This window comes from Thioclava electrotropha, assembly GCF_002085925.2.
Lineage (GTDB): Bacteria > Pseudomonadota > Alphaproteobacteria > Rhodobacterales > Rhodobacteraceae > Thioclava > Thioclava electrotropha.
Genome location: NZ_CP053562.1, coordinates 3,041,603 through 3,063,829 on the forward strand (window position 1 = coordinate 3,041,603; position 22,227 = coordinate 3,063,829).

Annotated in this window: 14 protein-coding genes; 3 read left to right on the forward strand and 11 right to left on the reverse strand. The window is 63.9% G+C overall.

Annotation, left to right across the window (positions count from 1 at the left end):
* Positions 1 to 47: 47 nt before the first annotated feature.
* From AKL02_RS14560 to AKL02_RS14580, 5 genes are all read right to left on the reverse strand, one after another.
* A complete protein-coding gene (locus AKL02_RS14560) occupies positions 48 to 728 on the reverse strand; it encodes a cell wall hydrolase (protein ID WP_078541858.1) in 681 nt (226 codons plus the stop codon).
* Between the two features lie 256 nt (positions 729 to 984).
* On the reverse strand, positions 985 to 3,525 hold the full coding sequence (locus tag AKL02_RS14565) for a putative PEP-binding protein (protein WP_078541859.1): 2,541 nt from the start codon (positions 3,523 to 3,525) through the stop codon (positions 985 to 987).
* A 165-nt stretch (positions 3,526 to 3,690) separates the two neighbouring features.
* Complete coding sequence (glyS, locus tag AKL02_RS14570) at positions 3,691 to 5,793, reverse strand: glycine--tRNA ligase subunit beta (RefSeq protein ID WP_083079028.1); 2,103 nt, start codon at positions 5,791 to 5,793, stop codon at positions 3,691 to 3,693.
* Between the two features lies 1 nt (position 5,794).
* On the reverse strand, positions 5,795 to 6,271 hold the full coding sequence (locus AKL02_RS14575) for a DUF6446 family protein (protein ID WP_078520276.1): 477 nt from the start codon (positions 6,269 to 6,271) through the stop codon (positions 5,795 to 5,797).
* Complete coding sequence (locus tag AKL02_RS14580; protein WP_083079027.1) at positions 6,268 to 7,215, reverse strand: glycine--tRNA ligase subunit alpha; 948 nt, start codon at positions 7,213 to 7,215, stop codon at positions 6,268 to 6,270. Before AKL02_RS14580 ends, AKL02_RS14575 begins: the two co-directional genes overlap by 4 nt.
* A gap of 222 nt (positions 7,216 to 7,437) precedes the next feature.
* On the opposite strand from AKL02_RS14580, the gene AKL02_RS14585 reads away from it, so the two are divergent.
* Positions 7,438 to 9,366: a trypsin-like peptidase domain-containing protein gene (locus AKL02_RS14585; protein WP_083079026.1), complete on the forward strand. Its 1,929-nt coding sequence runs from the start codon at positions 7,438 to 7,440 to the stop codon at positions 9,364 to 9,366.
* Here the strand turns inward: AKL02_RS14585 and AKL02_RS14590 are convergent, their stop codons facing one another.
* Positions 9,367 to 10,815: a TrkH family potassium uptake protein gene (locus AKL02_RS14590; RefSeq protein WP_078604551.1), complete on the reverse strand. Its 1,449-nt coding sequence runs from the start codon at positions 10,813 to 10,815 to the stop codon at positions 9,367 to 9,369. It abuts the gene before it with no gap.
* 191 nt (positions 10,816 to 11,006) lie between these two features.
* Here AKL02_RS14590 and AKL02_RS14595 point away from each other — a divergent pair, with 191 nt between their 5' ends.
* The gene (locus AKL02_RS14595) at positions 11,007 to 14,441 is read left to right on the forward strand and encodes a pyruvate carboxylase (RefSeq protein ID WP_083079025.1); all 3,435 of its coding nucleotides are present in this window, start codon (positions 11,007 to 11,009) and stop codon (positions 14,439 to 14,441) included.
* Positions 14,442 to 14,661: 220 nt separating this feature from the next.
* Positions 14,662 to 16,251, forward strand: coding sequence for a hypothetical protein (locus tag AKL02_RS14600; RefSeq protein ID WP_083079024.1), 1,590 nt, complete (start codon positions 14,662 to 14,664; stop codon positions 16,249 to 16,251).
* 200 nt (positions 16,252 to 16,451) lie between these two features.
* Here the strand turns inward: AKL02_RS14600 and AKL02_RS14605 are convergent, their stop codons facing one another.
* From AKL02_RS14605 to AKL02_RS14625, 5 genes are all read right to left on the reverse strand, one after another.
* Positions 16,452 to 16,823 (reverse strand): hypothetical protein, encoded by a 372-nt coding sequence (locus AKL02_RS14605; protein WP_083079023.1) that lies wholly within the window; start codon positions 16,821 to 16,823, stop codon positions 16,452 to 16,454.
* Between the two features lie 162 nt (positions 16,824 to 16,985).
* Complete coding sequence (locus tag AKL02_RS14610; RefSeq protein ID WP_083079022.1) at positions 16,986 to 17,537, reverse strand: sarcosine oxidase subunit gamma; 552 nt, start codon at positions 17,535 to 17,537, stop codon at positions 16,986 to 16,988.
* Positions 17,530 to 20,484 (reverse strand): sarcosine oxidase subunit alpha family protein, encoded by a 2,955-nt coding sequence (locus AKL02_RS14615; protein ID WP_083079021.1) that lies wholly within the window; start codon positions 20,482 to 20,484, stop codon positions 17,530 to 17,532. Before AKL02_RS14615 ends, AKL02_RS14610 begins: the two co-directional genes overlap by 8 nt.
* Complete coding sequence (locus AKL02_RS14620; protein WP_083079020.1) at positions 20,481 to 20,804, reverse strand: sarcosine oxidase subunit delta; 324 nt, start codon at positions 20,802 to 20,804, stop codon at positions 20,481 to 20,483. Before AKL02_RS14620 ends, AKL02_RS14615 begins: the two co-directional genes overlap by 4 nt.
* A 70-nt stretch (positions 20,805 to 20,874) precedes the next feature.
* Entirely contained in the window at positions 20,875 to 22,119 is a 1,245-nt protein-coding gene (locus AKL02_RS14625; RefSeq protein ID WP_078520286.1) for a sarcosine oxidase subunit beta family protein, read from the reverse strand.
* Between the last annotated feature and the right edge of the window lie 108 nt (positions 22,120 to 22,227).

A 22,227-nucleotide genomic window follows, 5' to 3' on the forward strand; every position in this document is an offset into this window, starting at 1 on the left:
CGTCATTTCATCGCCCGCCCGCGACGCGGGCCCCTGAAAGCGCGGCCTCAGTTCGAGGCGGTGCGCACCGGGTTGGCGTAGAAGATGTGATGGCCGATCGACGCGGTTTTCGCGAAGCGGCGCGACCAGCTCGGGCGCACGGCGCGCGTGTGGAAGTAGGTCGCCCCGTCGGTCAGCGAGCGCGGCGCGCCATCGATCATCGCCCGGGCGACTTTCGCGACTTCGGCGTAGGCGCCCTTGTTGCGGACGGTGTCGGAGCGACCGTCGCAATACCAGCTGAACTGGCAGGCGCGCGAATTGCCCTGATGGACAACGCCGCAGATCGAGCCCGGGAAGCGCGGATCGTCGACACGGTTCAGGATAACCTCGGCGACGGCCTGCTGGCCCTTCACGCCTTCGCCACGCGCTTCGAAGTAAAGCGCCTGCGAGAGGCATTGGAACTGCTCGCCACCCTTGGCAGCGGGTTGCGCGGCCAGCCACTTGGCCGAAAGGACTTCCGGCAGAGTCGCATGTTTTTTCGAGCGTTCCGGCGCCATGGTGAGCGCGGTGACGCGTCGTTTGTCGATCGCGCTCATCGCGGAGCGCTCCGTCCACAGGACCGACATCAGTCCTTGTTCGGCGACCTCAGTGGGGTCGTTCGACTGGCTTACCGTGACTTCGGCACGCAAGCCTCCGGCGAGGGCGAGGAGGATGGCAGCACCCCCCGTCCAGCTTTTCAGCAGTGACATGGTTTTCTTCCGATAAGGTCAATCGCCGCGCACCCCCCATTGAGCCGCGACGGCGCATCGCTTACCCGAGCGAGCTATCCATGTCTAGGTTTTCACGAAAAAATGCGCGACCCCCTACGGAGTCACGGCGGATTCTTGCCAAAATGCACGGTGATTTGCGTGCGATGTCCCTGTCGAATCGCATATCGCGACGCGCGAAGATTTGCCAATGGTATTTGAGAAAAACGGCCAAATTTTCGCTTCTGTGACCTTACCTCTAGGGAAAAGATCGACCGCGCGGCGCAAGGAGTGCGAAATGGGCAGCGGCGAGACGAGCGACCGGCACCCGGAAAGGCGAACAGGAGACATAATCGAATCCCGCGGCCCGGCAGAAGGCGATTGATTCGGGGTTTCCGCCATGTTCGCCGCAGACCGAGATCGTGACATCGGGCCGGGCGGAGCGTCCGCGCGCGGCCCCGATCAGCAGCAACTCCCCTACCCCTTCGACGTCGAGGATATGGAACGGGTCTTCGCTATAGACCTGCTGGTTCACATAGGTCGACATGAAGCGGCCCGCATCGTCGCGGGAGAGCCCGTAGGTCATCTGAGTAAGGTCATTGGTCCCGAAGGACAGGAAGGCCGCGTGTTCGGCGATCTCACCGGCGCGCAGGGCCGCACGGGGCGTCTCCACCATCACGCCGAGGCGGTAGGTGAAGTCTTCCTTGGTCTCGGTGCGCACGGCGGCGGCAACCGCATCGACCCGGGTTTTCACGATCTCCACCTCGCGCGAGGCGGAAACGAGCGGGATCATGATCTCCGGCACCACCTCGGCGCCACGGCGGAGCGCCTCCACTGTGGCCTCGAAGATCGCGCGGGCCTGCATGTCGTAGATCTCGGGCACAGTCACGCCCAAGCGCACGCCACGCATCCCCAGCATCGGGTTGAACTCGGACAGGGCCTCTACCCGGCGCGTGACCTCGGACAGCGGACGGTCCAGCGCCTCGGCCAGTTCACGCATCCCCTCGCGGTCATGCGGCAGGAATTCGTGCAGCGGCGGGTCGAAGAGACGGATGCAGACCGGCTCCCCCTTCATCAGTTCGAACAGAGCCCCGAAATCGTCCCGCTGCATCGGCAGCAGCCGGTCGAGTGCTGCACGGCGATCTTCCGGTCCATCGGCGAAGATCATCTCGCGCATCACCGTCAGACGGTCTTCGTCGAAGAACATATGCTCGGTCCGGCACAAGCCGATCCCGTCCGCCTCGAACATCAGCGCGGTGCGTGCATCCTCCGGCGTGTCGGCATTGGCGCGGATACCGATATCGCGCACCAGATCGGCCCAGCTCAGAAGCGTGCGGAACCCGTCATCCAGCGCGGGCGCGAGCATCTCTGCCGTCCCCACCAGCACCTCGCCATTGGTCCCGTCGAGCGTGATCGTGTCGCCCTCGCGGAACAGCCGTCCCTTGGGACCGCGGAACTGACGCTCGCGGCTGTTGATCTCGATCTCGGCGCCGACGATGCAGGGCAGGCCCAGACCGCGCGCGATCACCGCCGCGTGGGAAGTCATCCCGCCGCGTTCGGTCAGCACGGCGACAGCGGCATGCATCCCGCGGATATCTTCGGGAGAGGTTTCGCGACGCACGAGGATGCAGGGTTCGTCCCGCGCCGCAGAGGCCTGCGCGGCCGCCGCAGAGAACACGATCTTGCCCGTCGCCGCCCCCGGAGACGCCGCGATCCCGCGCGCCAGCACGTCGCGCGGCGCACGCGGATCGACCTGATAGTGCAAAAGCTCCGTGATCGCGCGCGGCTCGACCCGGAGCAGCGCATCCTCGCGCGAGATCACATCGTCGTTGGCCAGCGCCACCGCGATGCGCACGGCAGCCCGCGACGAGCGCGGCACCCGCACCGCGTCGATCACATGGACCTTGCCGCTTTCGATGGTGAACTCGATCTGCATCTCTTCGCGCAGCTTCACCCGGCAGCGCGCGCCGTAATCCTTCAGCGTGTCGAAGACGCGGCCATCCGCCTCTTCGAGCGAGGCCCCGCGCGGATCGCGCGTGAGATAAAGCGTCTCGACCGCGCTGGTGCGGCCTTGGCTCTGGCCGCGGAACCGCCCGGTGATCTGCGGAGCCCCGGTCACGCTATCGACGAATTGCATCGTGCCCGAGCCCGACAGGCCCGGCCCGATCCCCAGCGCCATCTCCTGCACCAGAAGCCCCAGCACCGCATCGGGCGGCGCGCCTTTGGCCTGACGCAGCAGCCGCGCCGTCGTGCCCTCCCAGGCCCGCGCCATGGAGCGCAGCACCTCGGCCAGCTGCTGGGCGCCCGATTGCGGGAACCGCTCGTCGGTTTCCTCTTCATAGGCGTCGAGCGCGGCTTCCAGTGCACCCGGCCCTGGCTCCTGCTGAAACATGTCCGGATCGAGCCGCGCGACATGGATCGAGTAAAGCTGAACGAAGCGCAAATAAAGCGCATCGGCGGCCTCACTCCCATGGGTATTCGACAGCACCGCATGCATGTCGTCATTCATGCCGACATTGAGCACCGTGCCCGGCCCGCCCCATTCGGGATTTTCCGGGCTCGGCCGCACCGAGACCAGCATCTGCGGCCCGAAGCAATCCGCGATCGCGGCCATGTCGAAAACCTGTCCCGACGCGATCGCGCGCACCGTTTCGGCGGGCAGAGCGACGGTTTTCGGGACGGGAAGGTCGAGCCGGATCAGCCGCTGAAGGCATTTCGCACGCCAGCCGTGACGCGCCTTATCGACCGACGCCGTGGGCGTAAGGGTCACAAAATCAGCGTTTTCAACGGGTTTCTGCATTGCAGCGCGCCTTCTCTCTCGACGCAGGATAGGCTGATTCCCCGCCCTCGCAAGTGTGACATTCGGACAGAACACCTGGCGTCACTGGCCCGCCCTGTTTCGGCCTTGCGACAGGAGGCGCCGTGGGGGCGCCTCCGGCGGGGATATTTACACCAAGAGGAAGGATCAGCCTTCGATCTTGGTGAGGTCGGCCACATCGAGACAGATCTGCCGGATGCGCGAAAGCAGGTTGAGACGGTTGCGCCGCAGGATCGGGTTGTCGGCGTTGATCTGCACCGCTTCGAAGAAGGCGTCGATCGGCGCGCGCAGGTCGGCCATCGCGGACATCGCGGCGGCGAAATCTTCGTCTGCCATCGCCGGGGCGATCTTGGCTTCGGCGGCGTCGAGCGCGGCGAAGAGGGCCTTTTCCTCGTCGGTTTCCGCGAATTTCGGATCAGCACCGAAGCTGTATTCCACCCCGTCCTTTTCCTCGGCCTGCGTGAGAATGTTGTTCGCGCGCTTGAAGCCCTGGATCAGGTTCTCGCCATCGTCGGTCTTGAAGAAGTCCGACAGCGCCTCGGCCCGCTTCACCACGAGGGTGAGATCGTCGCTGCCCGGCATGGCGAGCACGGCGTCGATCACGTCGTGACGGATACCCGCATCGCGCAGGTGGACCTTGAGGCGGTCGTGGAAGAAGGAGAGGAGGTCGGCTTGTCGAGCGCGCCCATCGGTCAACGAAAGATTCAAGGTCGTGGTTAGAACCGTGTTCGAAACGTTAATCGCGTCGCCGAGCAGCGACAGCCGCAGCCCATTGCTCAGCACCAGCCGAATAACGCCCAGCGCCGCGCGACGCAGTGCGAAGGGGTCTTTGCTCCCCGTGGGTTTCTCGTCGATCGCCCAGAAGCCGGTCAGCGTGTCGATCTTGTCGGCGAGCGCAACGGCGACCGAGACGGGCTCGGACGGCACATCGTCGGACGGACCAAGCGGCGCGTAGTGGTCGCGGCAGGCATCGGCGACGGCGTCGGACAGCCCCGCCTTTTGCGCGTAGTAGCGACCCATGACGCCCTGCAGTTCGGGGAATTCATAGACCATTTCCGAGCGCAGATCGGATTTGGCGACGCGGGCGGCCTCGGCGGTGAGGTCGGGCTTCGCGCCGACCAGAGGCGCGATTTCACGCGCGAGGCTTTCGATGCGGCGGATGCGGTCGCCCTGCGAGCCCAGCTTGTTATGGAAGGTCACGGCATCGAGCCCCGCGCCCATCCCTTCGAGCCCGTGGGCCTGAACGGTGCGCAGGTCGTTTTCCCAGAAGAACTTGGCATCCGACAGACGCGCCGAGAGTACCTTCTGGTTGCCCGCGAGGATGGTCGCGCCGTGATCGGCGGTCTCGCGGTTGGCGACGGTCACGAAGCCTTCGATCCGGGCGGTCTTGGGGTTCTTCACCGAGAAGAATTTCTGATGCTCTTTCATCGAGGTCTGCAGCACCTCGGGCGGCAGGTCGAGAAATTCGCCGTCGATCTCGCCCATCAGCGTGACGGGCCATTCGACGAGGCCCGAGACCTCGGCCAGAAGACCCTTGTCCGGCACCACTTCCCAGCCCTTGGCGAAGGCCATCTGCGCGGCATCGTGGTCGATCGCCTCGGCACGCTCATTGGGGTCGAGCATGACCTTGGCGGTTTTCAACTGCTTGGCGTAGCTCTCGTAGCCCGAGACCTGAAGCACGTCGGGCGCCATGAAGCGGTGGCCGCGCGTGGTGTCGCCCGCCTTTATGCCGTCCACGTCGAGCGGCACGACGGTCGCGCTGGCCTCGTCGGTCAGGATCGCGAGGATCGAATGCAGCGGGCGCACCCAGCGCAAGCTGCCCTCGCCCCAGCGCATCGATTTCGGCCAGGGGAAGTTGCGGATCGTTTTCTCCAGCACCTCGGCCACGATCTCGGTCGCGGGGCGGCCGGGCTTTTCGATCACCGCGAAATAGACCTGCCCCTTCTTGTCGTCGCGCGCCTCGAGCTGATCCATGCTCAGCCCGGTCGAGCGCAGGAAGCCCTCGATCGCCTTCTCCGGCGCATCGGTGCGCGGGCCCTTGCGCTCTTCGCGGAGCGTCGGCGAATTCGCGGTCAGCCCCTCGACGGTCAGCGTCAGGCGGCGCGGGGTCGAGAAAGCGCCGGCGGAGGCATAGGTCAGACCCGCCTCGACCACGCCATCGGTAATCAGTTTCTTCAGATCCTCGCGGGCCTTGGGCTGCATCCGCGCAGGGATTTCTTCGGAGAACAGTTCAATCAGAAGATCGGGCATGTCATTTCTCCGCTTCGTCGTTCAGTTGGTGCCAGACATAGGCCCGGCCATCGGGATAAAGAGCCACGACGCGGTCAACGCCGGGGTGGATATTGTGTTGCGACAGGAAGGCCACCGCGCGGCCTGCCTCAAGGTCCGCACCGATGGTTTTCGCATCATAGCAGTCGAACCATTTCGGGCCGATCAGCGGGGTCGGTCGGTCATAGACCTCATAGGTCTCGGTCGCCGTTGCAATCGACAGATCGGTGTCGAAGCAGGCCCGGTAGCGCAGGGGCGAGCTGTCCGCGTCGATCCCCTTGTAGCCCTCGGCCTGCAGCTGGTCCTGCGTCGTGCCGTCCAGCTCCATCAGCGAGACTTTCGCCGCGTCGGAGCCCGGCGCGATCTCGTCGTAATAGCCGTATTCCTGCGAATAATAGACCACCGCGCCGAAGACGAGCGCGATTACCACGATGCCGCCTCCGATGAGCTTACCATTCACGCGACAGCCTCGTTGGCTTCATTCAGCGAGGCCCCGCCCGCTTCGGTCTGCACGAAAGCGTCGGCGCAGGCCTTGGCCAGCGCACGGACGCGGCCGATATAAGCCTGACGCTCGGTGACCGAGATCACGCCGCGCGCGTCGAGCAGGTTGAAGAGATGCGACGCCTTGATGCACTGGTCGTAAGCAGGATGCGCCATGATGATCTTGCGGCCCGCATCGTCCGCCTCGGGCGAGGCGAGGATACGTTCGCATTCGGCCTCGGCATCCTCGAAATGGCGCAGCAGCGTCTCGGTATCGGCCACGTCGAAATTCCAGCGCGAATATTCCTGCTCGGTCTGGCGGAACACGTCGCCGTATTTCAGCGCGATCGGCGCTGACGGGTCGTTATAGGGCATGTCCATGACGTGATCGATGCCCAGCACATACATCGCCAGACGCTCGAGCCCGTAGGTCAGCTCGCCCGAGACCGGTTTGCAGTCATGGCCGCCGACCTGCTGGAAATAGGTGAACTGGCTGACTTCCATCCCGTCGCACCAGACCTCCCAGCCAAGCCCCCACGCGCCGAGCGTCGGGCTTTCCCAGTCGTCTTCCACGAAGCGGATATCGTGCAGTTCGGTGTCGATCCCGATTGCGCGGAGCGAGCCGAGATACAGCTCCTGCAGGTCCGGCGGGCTCGGTTTGATCAGCACCTGATACTGATAGTAGTGCTGCAGGCGGTTCGGGTTCTCGCCATAGCGGCCATCGGTCGGACGGCGCGAGGGCTGGACGTAGGCCGCCGCCCACGGCTTGGAGCCGAGCGCGCGCAGCGTCGTCGCCGGGTGGAAGGTGCCTGCCCCCACTTCCATGTCATAAGGCTGCATCACCGCGCAGCCTTTCGAGGCCCAATAGCTCATCAGGCGCAGGATGATTTCCTGAAAGGATTTCGGGGCGTCCGGGTTTGCCATATTTCGCACCTTCCGTTGAAGCGCCTTCTCTCTAGGCAAGGGGCGCGGGGGCGTCAACGCCCTGCAAGGATTAGGGCGGACGATCTTCGGCGCTCGACGTGCAAAGCTGAGGCCCCCGCCCCACAACGGCGGATTTCATGACCCGATCGGGGCCGTTTGGGGGGTGACCTCGCCCCTCGTTGCGCTAAGGTCGAGGGAAAAGCAGGTATTACGGGGGCAGCAATGCGGGCAATTTCACGGACAGTTTCGATCGTCGTCGGAGCCAGCCTCACCGGCATGGTCTGGACCGGCACGGCCTGGGCCGAAGCCTGGGTGCAGATCGAGGCGAAAAGCTCGCTTGCCCAAGCCGAAGCGCGCGCCCGCGACTGGGCGGGCATGTTCCCCGACACGACCGGTTTCCGGCTCGATTCCGGGTGGTATGCGATCGCGCTTGGCCCCTTTGCCGACGATGCGGAGGCGAATGCGCGCCGCCGGGTTCTGCGCCGCGAGGGGCTGATCCCGCGCGACAGTTTCGTGGCCGATGGCAACAACTTCCGCCAGCAGTTCTGGCCGGTCGGCGCGACCCTGAACGCCCCCGCGCAGGCGCCCGAACAGCCCGCCCCGCAAGCCGACACGCAAAGCGACGTGCGCGGCGCGCCGATGCCCGCCCCGATCGACGTGGAGCCTCTGGACGGGCCGGATGCGACCGCGCAAACGGATGGCCAGACCACGCCCCCAGACACGTCCGCACAAGACACCGCCACCGCGCCTGAGCCGCTGAACCCCGACACCACAGCGACAGCCGACACCCCTGCCCCGCAAGAGGTCACTCCCGCGCCCGAACCGGTCGAGACGCTACGGGATTCGCGCCGACTGGAAGCTGCGCTCGCTCCGCAAACCAAGCGCGACATCCAGACCGCGCTGGAATGGGAAGGCAGCTATCAGGGAGCTATCGACGGAATTTTCGGCCGCGGCACGCGCAATTCGATCGCCGACTGGCAGATGAAGAACGATTACGAGCCGACCGGCGTGCTGTCCTCGACCCAGCAGGCGGCGCTTCTGGACAAGGTCGCCTCCGAGCGCGCGGCGCTGGGGCTGCAGACCGTGACCGAAGATCAGGCCGGCATCCGGATCGACCTGCCGATGGGGCTGGTGAAATTCGACCGCTACAACGCGCCCTTCGTGAATTACGCGCCCAAGGATGGCAGCGGCGTGCAGGTTCTGCTGATCTCGCAACCCGGCGATGCGGCCCGGCTGCGCGGTCTTTATGACGCGATGCAGACGCTCGAAATCGTGCCGACGGGGGGCGAGCGCAACATTCGCGGCAACAGCTTCACCATCGAAGGCCAGAACACCGCGGTGCAGTCCTACACCCATGCGGAACTCTCGCGCGGGCAGATCAAGGGCTTCACGCTGGTTTGGCCCGCCGGGGACGACACGCGCCGGGCCCGCGTGCTCGACGCGATGAAAAAGAGCTTCACGCCCATCGGCACCTCGTCGCTCGATGCGACGCTCGGCCAGCCGATGTCGGTGACGCGGGCCGCCCTGATGGCGGGGATCGAGAAACGCGCGCCGATCTTCTCGCGCTCGGGCTTCTTCATCGATGCCGATGGCCATGTGCTGACCGCCGCCGAGGGGCTCGACCAATGCGGACGGATCACCATCGAGGATCACCCCGCCTCGCTCAGCTTCGACGGCGGCGCCAAGGGCTATGCGGTCCTGACCCCGAAAGACACGCTCGCGCCGAAGGAAGTCGCGAAATTCAACCCCGATGCCCCGATGGCCGGGAGCAAGGTGGCGGTGGCGGGCTTCTCCTATCCCGAAGCGCTCTCCGCGCCGGTGCTGAATTTCGGCACGCTCTCAGCGCTCAAGGGGCTGGAGGGGCAAGACAGTCAGGCCCGGATCGAGGCGCAGACCCGCGCGGGCGACGTGGGCGGGCCGGTGCTCGACGGCACGGGCGCGGTCGTGGGGATGTTGCTGCCCTCGGGCGGCGACGCGAACCGCGTGCTGCCCGACAACCTGACTGTTGCGCTGCAGGCGAAGGCGATGGCGCCGGGCCTGTCGGACAATGGCTTCACCCCGAAAGCCGCAGGCATCTCGGCCAATCGCGACCCGGAAGACCTGCAGCAGATCGCGGACGGGATGGTGGTGCAGATTTCCTGCTGGAAGTAATCAGCCCCGCCAGAAGCGCGGCAGCAGCAGCACGAGCACGCTCATCAGTTCGAGCCGCCCGAGGCACATTGCCGCGCTCATCAGCCATTTCGCGCTGTCAGGGAAATCCGCGACAGAGCCGTTCGCAGTGATCTCCGGCCCCCATGCGGGGCCGATATTCGCGATCGAGGTCCAGGCAGCGGTCATCGCAGTCTCCGTCCCGAGGCCGGTGAAGGTCAGCGCGATGATCAGCAACCCGAAAATCAGGATGAACAGCGAGAAGAAGGCCATCACCGAGTTGACCACGCTATCCTCGACCGGGCGGCCGTCATATTGCACTTTCAGCAGACGGTGCGGCGAATAGAGCCGCTGGATCTGTGCCTTGATCGCTTCGAGCAGGATCAGGTAGCGGAACACCTTGACCGAACAGGCGGTGGAGGCCGTGCAGCCCCCGATCAGCCCGGAAATCAGCAGGATCGTGAAGGCCAGATGCCCCCATTGGGTCACGTCCTCCGAGGCATAGCCCGTGCCGGTGAAGGTCGAGACCACGTTGAACGTCACCTCGCGCAACGTCGGCCAGAAGGACGCCTCATGACGGATCATGCGGTAAAGCACGATGATCGCGATCGCATAGCCCATCCAGCGCAGGAAGGCGCGCACTTGCGGGTCGCGCCAGAGCGGCATCGTGTCGCCGCGCATCACCTGAACGAAGCGGATGAAGGGCATCGCCGCCAGCGCCATGAAGACCGAGGCCGCGTATTCCGGCGCGCCCTTATAGGTGGCGAAGCTGGCGTCGTAATTGGAAAACCCGCCCGTGCTCATCGTGGTGAGCGCATGCATGATCGCGTCGAACCCCTTCATGCCGAGGCCGAGATAGGTCAGCGCGCAGGCGATGGTCAGCCCGACATAGATGCGGATCAGCGCGGTCGAGATATCCATCGCGCGCGGCAGGATTTTCCCAAGCGTATCAAACCCTTCCGAGCGGAAGAACTGCATCCCGCCGACCTTCATCACCGGCAGGAAGATCATCGCGACGATGATGATCCCCAGACCGCCCAGCCATTGCAGCAACCCGCGCCAGAGGTTCACCCCCGGCGGCAACCCGTCGAGATGCGGAATCGCGGTGGTGCCGGTCGTGGTCAGCCCCGACATCGCCTCGAAATAGGCATCGACCAGCGACAGATGCGGCACGCCCAGCATGAAAGGCAGCGCCCCGAAGAAGGGCAGCGTGAGCCAGACGAGCGAGGTCAGAAGAAAGCTTTGATGGATCGACAGCGTCCGAGCCAGCCCGTCACGCGAGGCCAGCGCCAGCAGCGCCCCCGCCGTCGTCGTCAGCACCGCGCTTTCGACGAAGACCAGCCAATGCGCTGCGCCATAACCCAAATCCACCGCCGCCGGGATAAGCATCGTCAGCCCCAGCACGGATGTCAGCATTCCGATGATATATCCAACCGGGCGCAGATCGATCATGCGCCCCACCTTGCCCAGAGCGCCGGTCTAGTCAATCCCAGACGGGCCGGGACAGACCTGCGGTCGCGCAGCGTGACTTTGCAAACCCGAGCGGTTTGGTCAGTAAATTTGCCCAACTTTGCAGGTAGGCCCTTGCGCTGCGGCGCGGCAACTGTACCGTAGCGGCCACTTTCGACAACAGGGAGAACGCTATGTTCAACAAGATCCTCGTGGCCAACCGTGGCGAGATCGCCATCCGGGTGATGCGCGCCGCCAACGAGCTGGGCAAGAAGACGGTCGCCGTCTACGCCGAAGAGGACAAGTTGGGCCTGCACCGCTTCAAAGCCGATGAAGCCTATCGCATCGGCGAGGGCCTCTCCCCCGTCGGCGCCTATCTCTCCATCGAAGAGATCATCCGCGTCGCCAAGGAAAGCGGTGCCGATGCGATCCACCCGGGCTATGGCCTGCTCTCGGAAAACCCCGATTTCGTCGAAGCCTGCGACGCCGCCGGCATCACCTTCATCGGCCCGAAGGCCGAAACGATGCGCGCGCTTGGCGACAAGGCCTCGGCGCGTCGCGTGGCGATCAAGGCCGGTGTGCCGGTCATCCCCGCGACCGAGGTGCTGGGCGAGGATTTCGACGCGATCAAGAAAGAGGCCGCAGAGATCGGCTACCCGCTGATGCTGAAAGCCAGCTGGGGCGGCGGCGGGCGCGGCATGCGCCCGATCCTTGGCGAGGACGAACTGGTCGAGAAGGTCCGCGAGGGCCGTCGCGAGGCCGAAGCCGCCTTCGGCAATGGCGAGGGCTATCTCGAGAAGATGATCATCCGCGCGCGCCACGTCGAGGTGCAGCTGCTGGGCGACACGCATGGCAATCTCTATCACCTCTACGAGCGCGACTGCACCGTGCAGCGGCGCAACCAGAAGGTCGTCGAACGCGCCCCTGCCCCCTATCTCTCGGACGAGCAGCGCGAAGAGGTCTGCCAGCTCGCGCTGAAGATCGGTCAGGCGGTCGGCTATGAATGTGCCGGCACGGTCGAATTCCTGATGGATATGGACTCGGACAAGTTCTACTTCATCGAGGTGAACCCGCGCGTTCAGGTCGAGCATACCGTGACCGAAGAGGTCACCGGCATCGACATCGTGCAGGCCCAGATCAAGATCGCCGAGGGCGCGACGCTGGCAGAGGCCACCCGCGCCAAGTCTCAAGACGAGATCGAATTGTCCGGCCACGCCCTGCAATGTCGCGTGACCACCGAGGATCCGCAGAACAACTTCATCCCCGATTACGGCCGCCTGACCGCCTATCGCTCGGCGACCGGTAACGGCATTCGCCTCGACGGCGGCACCGCCTATGCGGGCGGCGTCATCACCCGCTATTACGACTCGCTTCTGGTGAAGGTCACCGCCTGGGCGCAGGACCCCGATCAGGCGATCCGCCGGATGGACCGCGCTCTGCGCGAATTCCGTATCCGCGGGGTGAGCACGAATATCGACTTCGTCATCAACCTGCTCAAGCACCCGACCTTCCTCGACATGAGCTACACGACGAAGTTCATCGACACGACGCCGGAGCTGTTCGACTTCAAGCAGCGCCGCGACCGGGGCACCAAGATCCTGACCTATATCGCGGATATCACCGTGAACGGTCACCCCGAGACCGCGGGCCGCAACAAGCCCCATGCGGAGGCGAAACCGCCGCGCCTGCCCGCCTACAAGGATGAGGCAAAACCGGGCAGCCGGAACCTGCTGGAGAAGGAAGGCGCGAAGGCCGTCGCCGACTGGATGAAGGCGCAGAAGAAGCTGCTGCTGACAGACACCACGATGCGCGACGGCCACCAGTCGCTGCTTGCGACCCGGATGCGCTCGATCGACATGATCAAGGCCGCGCCCGCCTATGCCTCGAACCTCAGCGACCTGTTCTCGGTCGAATGCTGGGGCGGCGCGACCTTCGACGTGGCCTATCGCTTCTTGCAGGAATGCCCGTGGCAGCGCCTGCGCGACATCCGCGAGGAAATGCCCAATATCCTGACGCAGATGCTGCTGCGCGCCTCGAACGGCGTGGGCTACACGAACTACCCCGACAACGTGGTGCAATTCTTCGTTAAGCAGGCCGCGGAGAGCGGCGTCGACGTGTTCCGCGTCTTCGACTCGCTGAACTGGGTCGAGAACATGCGCGTTGCGATGGATGCGGTGATCGAGAGCGGCAAGATCTGCGAAGGCACGATCTGCTACACCGGCGATATCCTCGATCCCGACCGCGCCAAATATGACCTGAAATACTATATCGGCATGGCGAAAGAGCTGGAGGCCGCAGGCGCGCATGTGCTGGGTCTCAAGGACATGGCGGGCCTTCTGAAACCCGCCGCCGCCCGCAAGCTGATCGCGGCGCTGAAGGAAGAGGTCGATATCCCGATCCACTTCCACACCCATGACACGAGCGGTATCGCGGGCGCGACCATTCTCGCAGCCGCCGATGCAGGCGTCGACGCGGTGGATGCGGCGATGGACGCGTTCTCGGGCGGCACCTCGCAGCCCTGCCTCGGCTCGATCGTGGAGGCGCTGGCCCATACCGAGCGCGATACCGGCCTCGATATCCACGCGATCCGCATGATGTCGAACTATTGGGAGGCCGTGCGCCACCAATATGCGGCCTTCGAGAGCGGCCTCGAGGCCCCGGCTTCCGAGGTCTATCTGCACGAGATGCCCGGCGGCCAGTTCACCAACCTCAAGGCGCAGGCGCGCTCGCTGGGGCTGGAAGAGCGCTGGCATGAGGTGGCGCAGGCCTATGCCGATGCCAACCAGATCTTCGGCGATATCGTGAAGGTCACGCCGTCCTCGAAAGTCGTGGGCGACATGGCGCTGATGATGGTCGCGCAGGGCCTGTCGAAAGAAGACGTGCTCGACCCGGCCAAGGATGTCTCCTTCCCGGATTCGGTCATCGACATGATGCGCGGCAATCTCGGCCAACCGCCCGGTGGCTGGCCCGAGGGTGTTGTGAAGAAGGTGCTCAAGGGCGAGCATCCCTCGACCGAGCGCCCGGGCAAGAACCTGCCCCCGGTCGATCTGGAAGCGGCCCGCAAGGAGGTCTCCGAGCAGCTCGACGGGCGTGAAATCGACAATGAAGATCTCGCGGGTTACCTGATGTATCCCAAGGTCTTCACCGATTACGCCAGCCGCCACGAAGCCTATGGCCCGGTGCGCACCCTGCCGACCCCGGTCTTCTTCTACGGGATGGAGCCGCAGGACGAGATCTCCGCCGAGATCGACCCCGGCAAGACGCTGGAAATCCGCTATCTCACCACCGGCGAGACCGACGAGCTGGGCGAAGTTAAGGTCTATTTCGAACTCAACGGCCAGCCCCGCGCCGTGCGCGTCCCGAACCGCGCGGTGAAGGCGACGACGGCGGCGAAGCCGAAGGCCGAGGCAGGCAATGCGAACCATATCGGCGCGCCGATGCCGGGCTCGATCGCCTCGATCGCGGTCAATGTCGGCCAGAAAGTGAAACCGGGCGATATGCTCCTGACCATCGAAGCGATGAAGATGGAGACGGGCATCCATTCCGACCGCGAAGCCACGGTGAAGGCGATCCATGTCTCGCCGGGTGCGCAGATCGACGCGAAGGATCTGCTGGTCGAACTGGAGTAATCCGCAATCCCCAAAGCAAAAACGCGCGCCGAGGCCCGCCCCCGGCGCGCGTTTTCGTTTGTTGGCCAGATCGGGCCCTGAACGTCGTTGGCGACACGGAGGCCCCTGTTTCTTGTCGACCGCCCTACCGGTAGCGTTGACAAGACCGTCCCGGATTATAGGATCGTAACGAATTTTACCGGCACCTTAATCTATTCATAATTTTCAGAAAGATTTGTGAATGACGACGATTAGAGCGGAGTCCGACTGCGCGAAAGCAGGCATCAATTTCGAGAAAATTTCGCGCTGGCAATATCTCCTGACACAACGTGAGATTTCGGACACGATCCTGAAGCGATACAGTTTCGGCGGCTGGCACCTTCATGTCGGCGACGGAGTATGCGTTTCGAAGCTGGAAGATGCCAAGGGCCGTGCGATCGGCCTTTTCATCGGTATCGGAGTCGATAACGAGACCTTGGTGAAGGGCACCCATAAAATCCCGTCACTCGATTTGGATCGCGATAGCTTCTTCGAGGATTTCGAAGACTGGCTCTTTTACGTTTCCGGTCGGTATAATGTATTTATTTCCAAAGGCGGTTCAAAGCGATTTTACAGTGACGCAGTCGGTATGAATGGCATGGTCTATGACCGTGAAGAGCGACAGGTCGCGTCGAGCCTTGCCCTTTGCATCGAGCGCGACACAACACCTCATCCGCTATACGACCATTCTCTTATCGAGCGCGGCGAAGGCAATTACAGCCTGTTTCATACCTACGATAAGGATGTCCGTCGCGGTAATCCGAATTTCTACCTCGATCTCAATGACTTTTCCGAAACTCGCTTTTGGCCGCGCGATGAGGATTTCACGACAGATCGATCGCATGACGATATTTACGGAGAAATAATTCAACGCACCTCGAAGGTTATCGGAGAGATCAACGCCAATTTCAAAACTGCGCTCCCGTTATCGGGAGGGCAGGATAGCCGCTTGCTCGCTTCGATATCGCGCACGAACCTCGCGGGCTTCGACCAATTTTTCACCCATATCCATAATTACGCGAGCAGGATCGACGCAACGATCGCTGGAACACTCGCGAAGGTCCTGCAGGTCGACCATGAAATCCACGACAAGCGGAATATCAAGGTCTCTGAAGAGGATGTTTCGCGGTTCGAAGCCGAATTCCATGCCGCGCTCGGCTTCAAGAAAAAGCTGACCCGAGAAGTCGCTCACGGGCTGCATGAATGCCTCGAGGATAGGATGGTGATCCTGCGCGGCCACCAAACCGACTTGCTGCGTGCCGTGTTCATCGACAAGCTGGGCGAGGACGGAAGAAATAACCTACGCTGGCAAATCAAACGCCTGCTGATCGTTCCGGGCAAAGCGTTCGACCGCAAGACATACAGGACGTTTCTTCCCGAGTATCAGAACTGGGTCGAAACGCTTCCCGAAAACGCTGCGAAGCGCCAAGTCGATCTCATGTTCCTCGAAATATACTATAGCTCGACAATCGGGCTCATTTTCCCGGCACTTACGCGAAACTTCTTCATGTCGCCCTTCAACAGTCGACATCTGATATCCCTGTCTCTTTCAATCGAAGAGGGTTATCGCAAAAACAGCTTTGCGGTTAACGATATTATTTTCCAGGTTGATCCTGAGCTTCACGACGTCCCGTTCGATTACGAATTCGGCGGCGCCGATCTCGGGCGCATCGACGACCAACAGGCGATGGCGGAGCTGACAGCCGCGCGTCGCAAAGCCAGCGAAACGCGCGTCGCACTCAGGACGCAGCACCCAGATTTGGCGGCGTCCGAGGACGTCCTCGTGCCCTGAGCGACGAGCTCGCGCATGAAGCTCGAGGGACGAGGGTCACCGTAGAGGGCTGAACTTCCGTCTCGCGGCGTCGCAAAACGTGTCCGCGCGCATCCAGAGGTCGGCAACGGTCAGACGTGCCGCCAAACACCCTCTTCACGTTCGACAGATGGCGGACGCTCAGGGGCGCCCGCCTCTGATTGCGATGTCTTGTCGGAATTCTACGACGAAGAGGCCGCGCCACCTGCCCCGGCTCGAATCTCATGGATCGGATCGCAGGAGCCCCATGCCGTCTCAGACCGATAGCCTCGCGGGCGCACCGCGATCGAGGCCTTACCGCTGGCCTTCAAACGGGTCACGCGAAACTCGACGCGCGGGGTGTAGTAGTTGCGCTTGGTCTTGAGCCTGTCGACCTTCCAGCCAAACGTCGTGCGCTTTGGATTGTCGACAAGCACCTGCACCGGCTGCAACGGCAAGTCGAAATGATGGAGGAACGTGTCATAGACCTTCCATTCCCCGCCCGGGATTTTCAGCAGATCGACCTCGCCGGGTGTCGAATTCGACAGATGGCCGGTCTCGAAGGTGCAACGCATCACCTACGTCCCGCGCGGCAGCTTCGGCTGCTCGGGATTGGCCAGAACCGGGCCAGCGGAAAAGACGACGAAAGCTGCGAAAAGAAATGGACGGAACATATGGCCTCGACAAATTAATCGGGCACGAAGCGGCCCGATTAATGCAAGACCAACGCCCGGATGTTAAAAGAGATCGCTGCCCTCGCGGGCGGAAACTTCAAGCAGTCCCATAACATAGCCGGCAACAGAGCGGAAAGATATGAGTGAGATTTCACTTTCCCCGGAGCGCCAGAACGCGGCTGCGACTTGCGCTGTGCGGGAGCGGCGGATCTCGCCTTCGGGCAGGGTCGCGATATCGGCGGGCGAGAGCTTCATCACCACCTGATCCGCCTTGTCCCCACGGATGGTGAACATCGCGCGGGCGTCGGAGACGTTGACGACCAGCGCATGATCTGCGGCAAGCGCCTTGGCCAGCCGGTCGGTCAGCGCGGGCGCCTCGTCATGAGCGCAGATCAGCAACAGCTCATCGGGGCTCATCCAGGCGATCGAGCGCCCGTCTGCGGTCTCGATCCGGCGCGGGCCGGGGACGGGAAGCCCCTCGGCTTTGAGCGCCTTGGCGAGCCCCTTGGCCTCCAGATCGGAGCGGATCGAGATCATGCCCACCAGCCCGGCCTCGGACACGGTGACGAAACCTTCGTGGGTCTGGCCCGAAAGGGCGCTGACGGCCTCAGACATTCTGCTTCTCCCCGTCCTTATCGTAGAAGACCGGATCGACGATCCGCGCCTTGACCATTTCCTCGCCCTCACCGGTGAACTCGATCACCTCGCCCATACGGTCGGGCCCGTTCAGCACCAGCCCCATCGCGATCCCTTTGCCAATCGTCGGCGAGTAGTAAGTCGAGGTGACGCGGCCCTGCGTGTGGCGCTGGCCGTTAGCGTTGAACCCGTCGGCGGGCGCGTGGCTGCCATCGGGGATCACCGAGCCGTCGAGCGTCTCCAGGCCGACCAGCTTCCAGCGGTTCGGGTCGGTCATGTGGGACCGCTCCTGCGCGCGCTTGCCCAGATAGTCGGTCTTCTTCTTCGAGAGCGCCCAGTTCAGACCCAGATCCTGCGGGATCACCGTGCCATCGGTCTCGTCGCCGATCATGATGAAGCCCTTCTCCGCGCGCATCACGTGCAGCGCCTCGGTGCCGTAGGGCATCACGCCAAGCGCCTCGCCCTCAGCCATGAGCGCCTTCCACAGCGCGAGGCCTTGGCTCGCGGGCACCGCGATTTCGTAGCTCAGTTCGCCCGAGAAGGAGATGCGGAAGATGCGCGCGTCGAACGTGCCCAGCTTGCCCTCGGTCCATTTCATGAAGGGCAGCGTCTCCTTGCTGACATCCATGCCGCCCAAGCGCTCCAGCAGCTCGCGCGATTTCGGACCGACAACGGCGATCTGCGCGTATTGCTCGGTCAGGTTGGCCGTATAGACCTTCCAGTCCCACCACTCGCATTGCAGCCAGTCTTCCATCCAGCCGTGGATGTGATCGGCCCCGCCCGAGGTCGTGTGGCACAGCCACGTATCCTCGTCGAGCCGCGCCACGACGCCGTCATCCATCAGGAAGCCGTTCTCGTTGCACATCAGCCCGTAGCGGCATTTGCCCACCGACAGGGTCGACATCATGTTGGTGTAGAGCATGTCGAGGAACTTCCCCGCATCGGGCCCTTTCACCACGATCTTGCCCAGCGTCGAGGCGTCGAGCATGCCCACATTCTTGCGGGTATTGGTGATCTCGCGATTGACCGCGTCGCGATGGCTCTCGCCCGATTTCGGGTAGCAATAGGGACGACGCCAATGGCCGACCGGTTCCCAATGCGCGCCCTTGGCCTCGTGCCAGGACTGGATCGGGGTGCGGCGCAACGGCTGGAACAGCTCGCCCTTGGCCTCCGCCGTCACCGCACCGAGCGAAATCGGCGTGTAGGGCGGGCGGAAGGTGGTCGTGCCAGTGGCCGGGATCGGTTGTCCAAGCGCGTCCGAGAGGATCGCGAGCCCGTTGATATTGCTCAGTTTCCCCTGATCGGTCGCCATGCCGAGCGTGGTGTAGCGCTTGGTATGTTCGACCGACTCGTAGCCCTCGCGCGCAGCGAGTTGCACGTCGGAGACCTTCACGTCGTTCTGGTAGTCGAGGAAGCTCTTGAAGCGCAGCGCGTCGGGCGCGCCTGCGGGCATCATCCAGACCGGGGCGAGCGGCGCTTCTTCCTCGGAAGCTGCGCCGATACCCAGACCGCCCATCGCCTCGGAGAGCGTCAGATCGCCATTGGCGGCCCCCACGACCGTCGCCATGCCGGTCCCGTCCGCGCCGGTCGGCGGACGGTTGGGATCGGGGCGGAACATCGCGCGCGCATCGTCCCAGGTTAGCTTGCCGCCGCAATGGGACCACAGGTGCACGACCGGCGACCAGCCGCCCGACATCGCGACGCAATCGCAGTCGATCATCTCGACCGCACCGCCCTCGCCTGCCTGTGCGCAGATCTCGACGCCGGAGACGCCCTTGCGGCCCAGCACTTTCGCGATGCCGCGCCCTTCGAGGACACGCACGCCGCGCGCCTTCACGGCTTCGGGCAGTGCCCCATGGGTTTCCTCGCGCGCATCGACCACGGCCGAGACCGTCAGACCTGCATCGAGGATCGCGAGCGCCGTGCGGTAGGCGTCGTCATTGTTGGTCACGAGCACCGTGCGATCACCGGGCGAAACCGCCCAGTTCACGATGTAATCGCGCACCGCCGAGGCCAGCATCACGCCGGGCACGTCGTTGCCCGCGAAGGCGAGCGGGCGTTCGATCGCGCCGGTCGCGGTGATCGTGTGGCCCGCGCGGATGCGCCACAGACGGTGGCGCGGACGGCCATCACCGGGGGTGGTGTCGCCGAGGTTCTCGTAGCCGATGACATAGCCATGATCGTGCAGACCCGCCGCCATCAGGCGGGTGCGCATCGTGACATTCTCCATCGAGGACAGTTCGACCAGCGCGCTGTCAATCCACTTCTGCGCGTCGTGACCGTCGATCTGACCGCCATCGACCGGGGTGCGCCCGCCCCAGTTCGGGGTCTGCTCGATCAGCCAGACGCGCTTGCCCGCGCGACCTTCCTTGAGCGCCGCGGCAAGACCCGCCACACCGCCACCCACGACGAGCACGTCGCAATGGGCATAGACCTGTTCATAGCGATCCGGGTCGGCCTCTTTCGGCACACCGCCAAGACCTGCGGATTTGCGGATGATGGGCTCGAACAGGTGCTTCCACGCAGCCCGCGGCGCCATGAAGGTCTTGTAGTAGAAACCCGCGGGCAGGAATTTGTAGAAGGTGTTGTTGATCTCACCGATATCGAAGTCGAGCGACGGCCAGTGGTTCTGGCTGGTGGTCTCGGCGCCTTCGAACAACTCGGTCGTGGTGGTGCGCTGATCGGGCTCGAACCGTGCGTTACGACCCAGACCGACGAGCGCGTTCGGCTCTTCCGCGCCCGACGCCACGATGCCGCGCGGGCGGTGGTATTTGAACGACCGGCCCACCATGACCTGACCGCCGCCCAGCAGAGCCGAAGCCAGCGTATCGCCCGCAAAGCCGCGCATCGGCTTGCCGTTGAAGGTGAAGGCGAGCGGTTTCGCGCGGTCGATCAGACGACCACCCTTGGAAAGACGCGTGCTCATTTATAGCCCTCCCAGTCGGGGCGTTTCGCTTTGATCTTCGCGATCACATCTGCGGGGGGCTCGGCGGTCTGCGCCTTGTAGGTCGCAAACACCTCGAGCGTGTTGGTGTCGCGTGCAGCCAGGAACCACTTGCCGCAGCCATAGGCATGCCGCCAGCGCTCGAAATGGACGCCTTTCGGGTTCTTGCGGGCGAACAGGTAGCCCTCGAACTCGTCATCCGACGAGCCCGGCCCGAAGCGCTTGAGATGCGCCTCGCCGCCCGGAGCGAATTCGGTTTCCTCGGCGATGACGCCGCAGCAGGGACAGGTGAGGGTCAGCATTTGGGATGCACCTCGCAGTTGGAGAGCGCCGGGAGGGATTTGAAGCAGGTCGAAAGGGAGGTCGTCTTCATCAGTGCGCCACCCCTGCGGCGACGCTTTCGTCGATGAAGCGGCCTTCCTTGAAACGGTCGAGCCCGAATTGGTCGGTCAGCGGCGAGTGGCCGCGCGCGATCAGCTCGGCCATGCCATAGCCGGAGCCCGGGATCGCCTTGAACCCGCCAGTGCCCCAGCCGCAATTGACGAAGATGCCCTCGACCGGCGTTTTCGACAGGATGGGCGAGCGGTCGCCGGTCATGTCCACGATGCCGCCCCACTGGCGCAGCATCTTCAGGCGCGAGATGATCGGGAAGGTCTCGACCAGCGCGCGGGTGGTTTCCTCGACATGGTGCCACGAGCCGCGTTGGGTGTAGTTGTTGAACCCGTCCGTGCCGCCGCCGATCACCATCTCGCCCTTGTCGGATTGCGACATGTAGCCGTGCACCGTGTTGGCCATCACGACCACATCCATGCAGGGTTTGATCGGCTCGGAGACCCAGGCCTGCAGCGCAACGCTCTCGATCGGCAGACGGAAGCCCGCCATCTCGGCCATGACCGAGGAGTGCCCCGCGACGACGATGGCGAGCTGTTCGCAGTCGATCTCGCCCTTGCTGGTCGAGATGCCCTGCACCTTGCCGCCCTCGGTGCGCACGCCGGTCACTTCGCATTTCTGGATGATATCCATGCCCATATCGGAACAGGCCCGCGCATAGCCCCAGGCCACCGCATCGTGCCGTGCCGTGCCGCCACGTTTTTGCAGCAAAGCGCCCAGCACCGGGTAGCGCGGCCCGTCGATATTGATGATCGGCACGAGATCCTTGACCTGCTGCGGCCCGATCCATTCGGTGTCGATGCCCTGCAGACGGTTGGCGTGCACCGTGCGCTTGTAGCCGCGCACCTCATGCTCGGTCTGGCCCAGCATCAGAAGACCGCGCGGCGAGAACATCACGTTGTAGTTCAGATCCTGGCTGAGATCCTCGTAAAGCGCGCGGGCTTTCTCGTAGATCGCGGCCGAGGGGTCCTGCAGGTAGTTCGAGCGGATGATCGTGGTGTTGCGGCCCGTATTGCCGCCGCCCAGCCAGCCTTTCTCGATCACCGCGACATCGGTGATGCCATGCACCTTGCCGAGGTAATAGGCGGTGGCGAGGCCATGCCCGCCCGCCCCAACGACGATGACCTTGTAGCGTTTCTTCGGCTCGGGGGAGCGCCATGCTCGTTCCCAGCCGCGATGGAAGCGCATCGCCTCACGTGCAACGGCAAACATCGAATAGCGTTTCATGAGCGCGCCTCCGAGCAATCTCGACTCTTTCGCCTTTGTGATGGACCGGGGCGGCGGACGAAAGCCCCCCTGTTGCGGCATCGCAGGGAAAAAAGCGACATGGGCCTG

What these genes read in the sequence shown, in the direction of transcription:
- AKL02_RS14560 (WP_078541858.1), bottom strand. Translation starts at nt 728, where the DNA reads ATGTCACTGCTGAAAAGCTGGACGGGGGGTGCTGCCATCCTCCTCGCC.
- AKL02_RS14565 (WP_078541859.1), bottom strand. Translation starts at nt 3,525, where the DNA reads ATGCAGAAACCCGTTGAAAACGCTGATTTTGTGACCCTTACGCCCACG.
- glyS (WP_083079028.1), bottom strand. Translation starts at nt 5,793, where the DNA reads ATGCCCGATCTTCTGATTGAACTGTTCTCCGAAGAAATCCCTGCGCGG.
- AKL02_RS14580 (WP_083079027.1), bottom strand. Translation starts at nt 7,215, where the DNA reads ATGGCAAACCCGGACGCCCCGAAATCCTTTCAGGAAATCATCCTGCGC.
- AKL02_RS14585 (WP_083079026.1), top strand. Translation starts at nt 7,438, where the DNA reads ATGCGGGCAATTTCACGGACAGTTTCGATCGTCGTCGGAGCCAGCCTC.
- AKL02_RS14590 (WP_078604551.1), bottom strand. Translation starts at nt 10,815, where the DNA reads ATGATCGATCTGCGCCCGGTTGGATATATCATCGGAATGCTGACATCC.
- AKL02_RS14595 (WP_083079025.1), top strand. Translation starts at nt 11,007, where the DNA reads ATGTTCAACAAGATCCTCGTGGCCAACCGTGGCGAGATCGCCATCCGG.
- AKL02_RS14600 (WP_083079024.1), top strand. Translation starts at nt 14,662, where the DNA reads ATGACGACGATTAGAGCGGAGTCCGACTGCGCGAAAGCAGGCATCAAT.
- AKL02_RS14605 (WP_083079023.1), bottom strand. Translation starts at nt 16,823, where the DNA reads ATGCGTTGCACCTTCGAGACCGGCCATCTGTCGAATTCGACACCCGGC.
- AKL02_RS14610 (WP_083079022.1), bottom strand. Translation starts at nt 17,537, where the DNA reads ATGTCTGAGGCCGTCAGCGCCCTTTCGGGCCAGACCCACGAAGGTTTC.
- AKL02_RS14615 (WP_083079021.1), bottom strand. Translation starts at nt 20,484, where the DNA reads ATGAGCACGCGTCTTTCCAAGGGTGGTCGTCTGATCGACCGCGCGAAA.
- AKL02_RS14620 (WP_083079020.1), bottom strand. Translation starts at nt 20,804, where the DNA reads ATGCTGACCCTCACCTGTCCCTGCTGCGGCGTCATCGCCGAGGAAACC.
- AKL02_RS14625 (WP_078520286.1), bottom strand. Translation starts at nt 22,119, where the DNA reads ATGAAACGCTATTCGATGTTTGCCGTTGCACGTGAGGCGATGCGCTTC.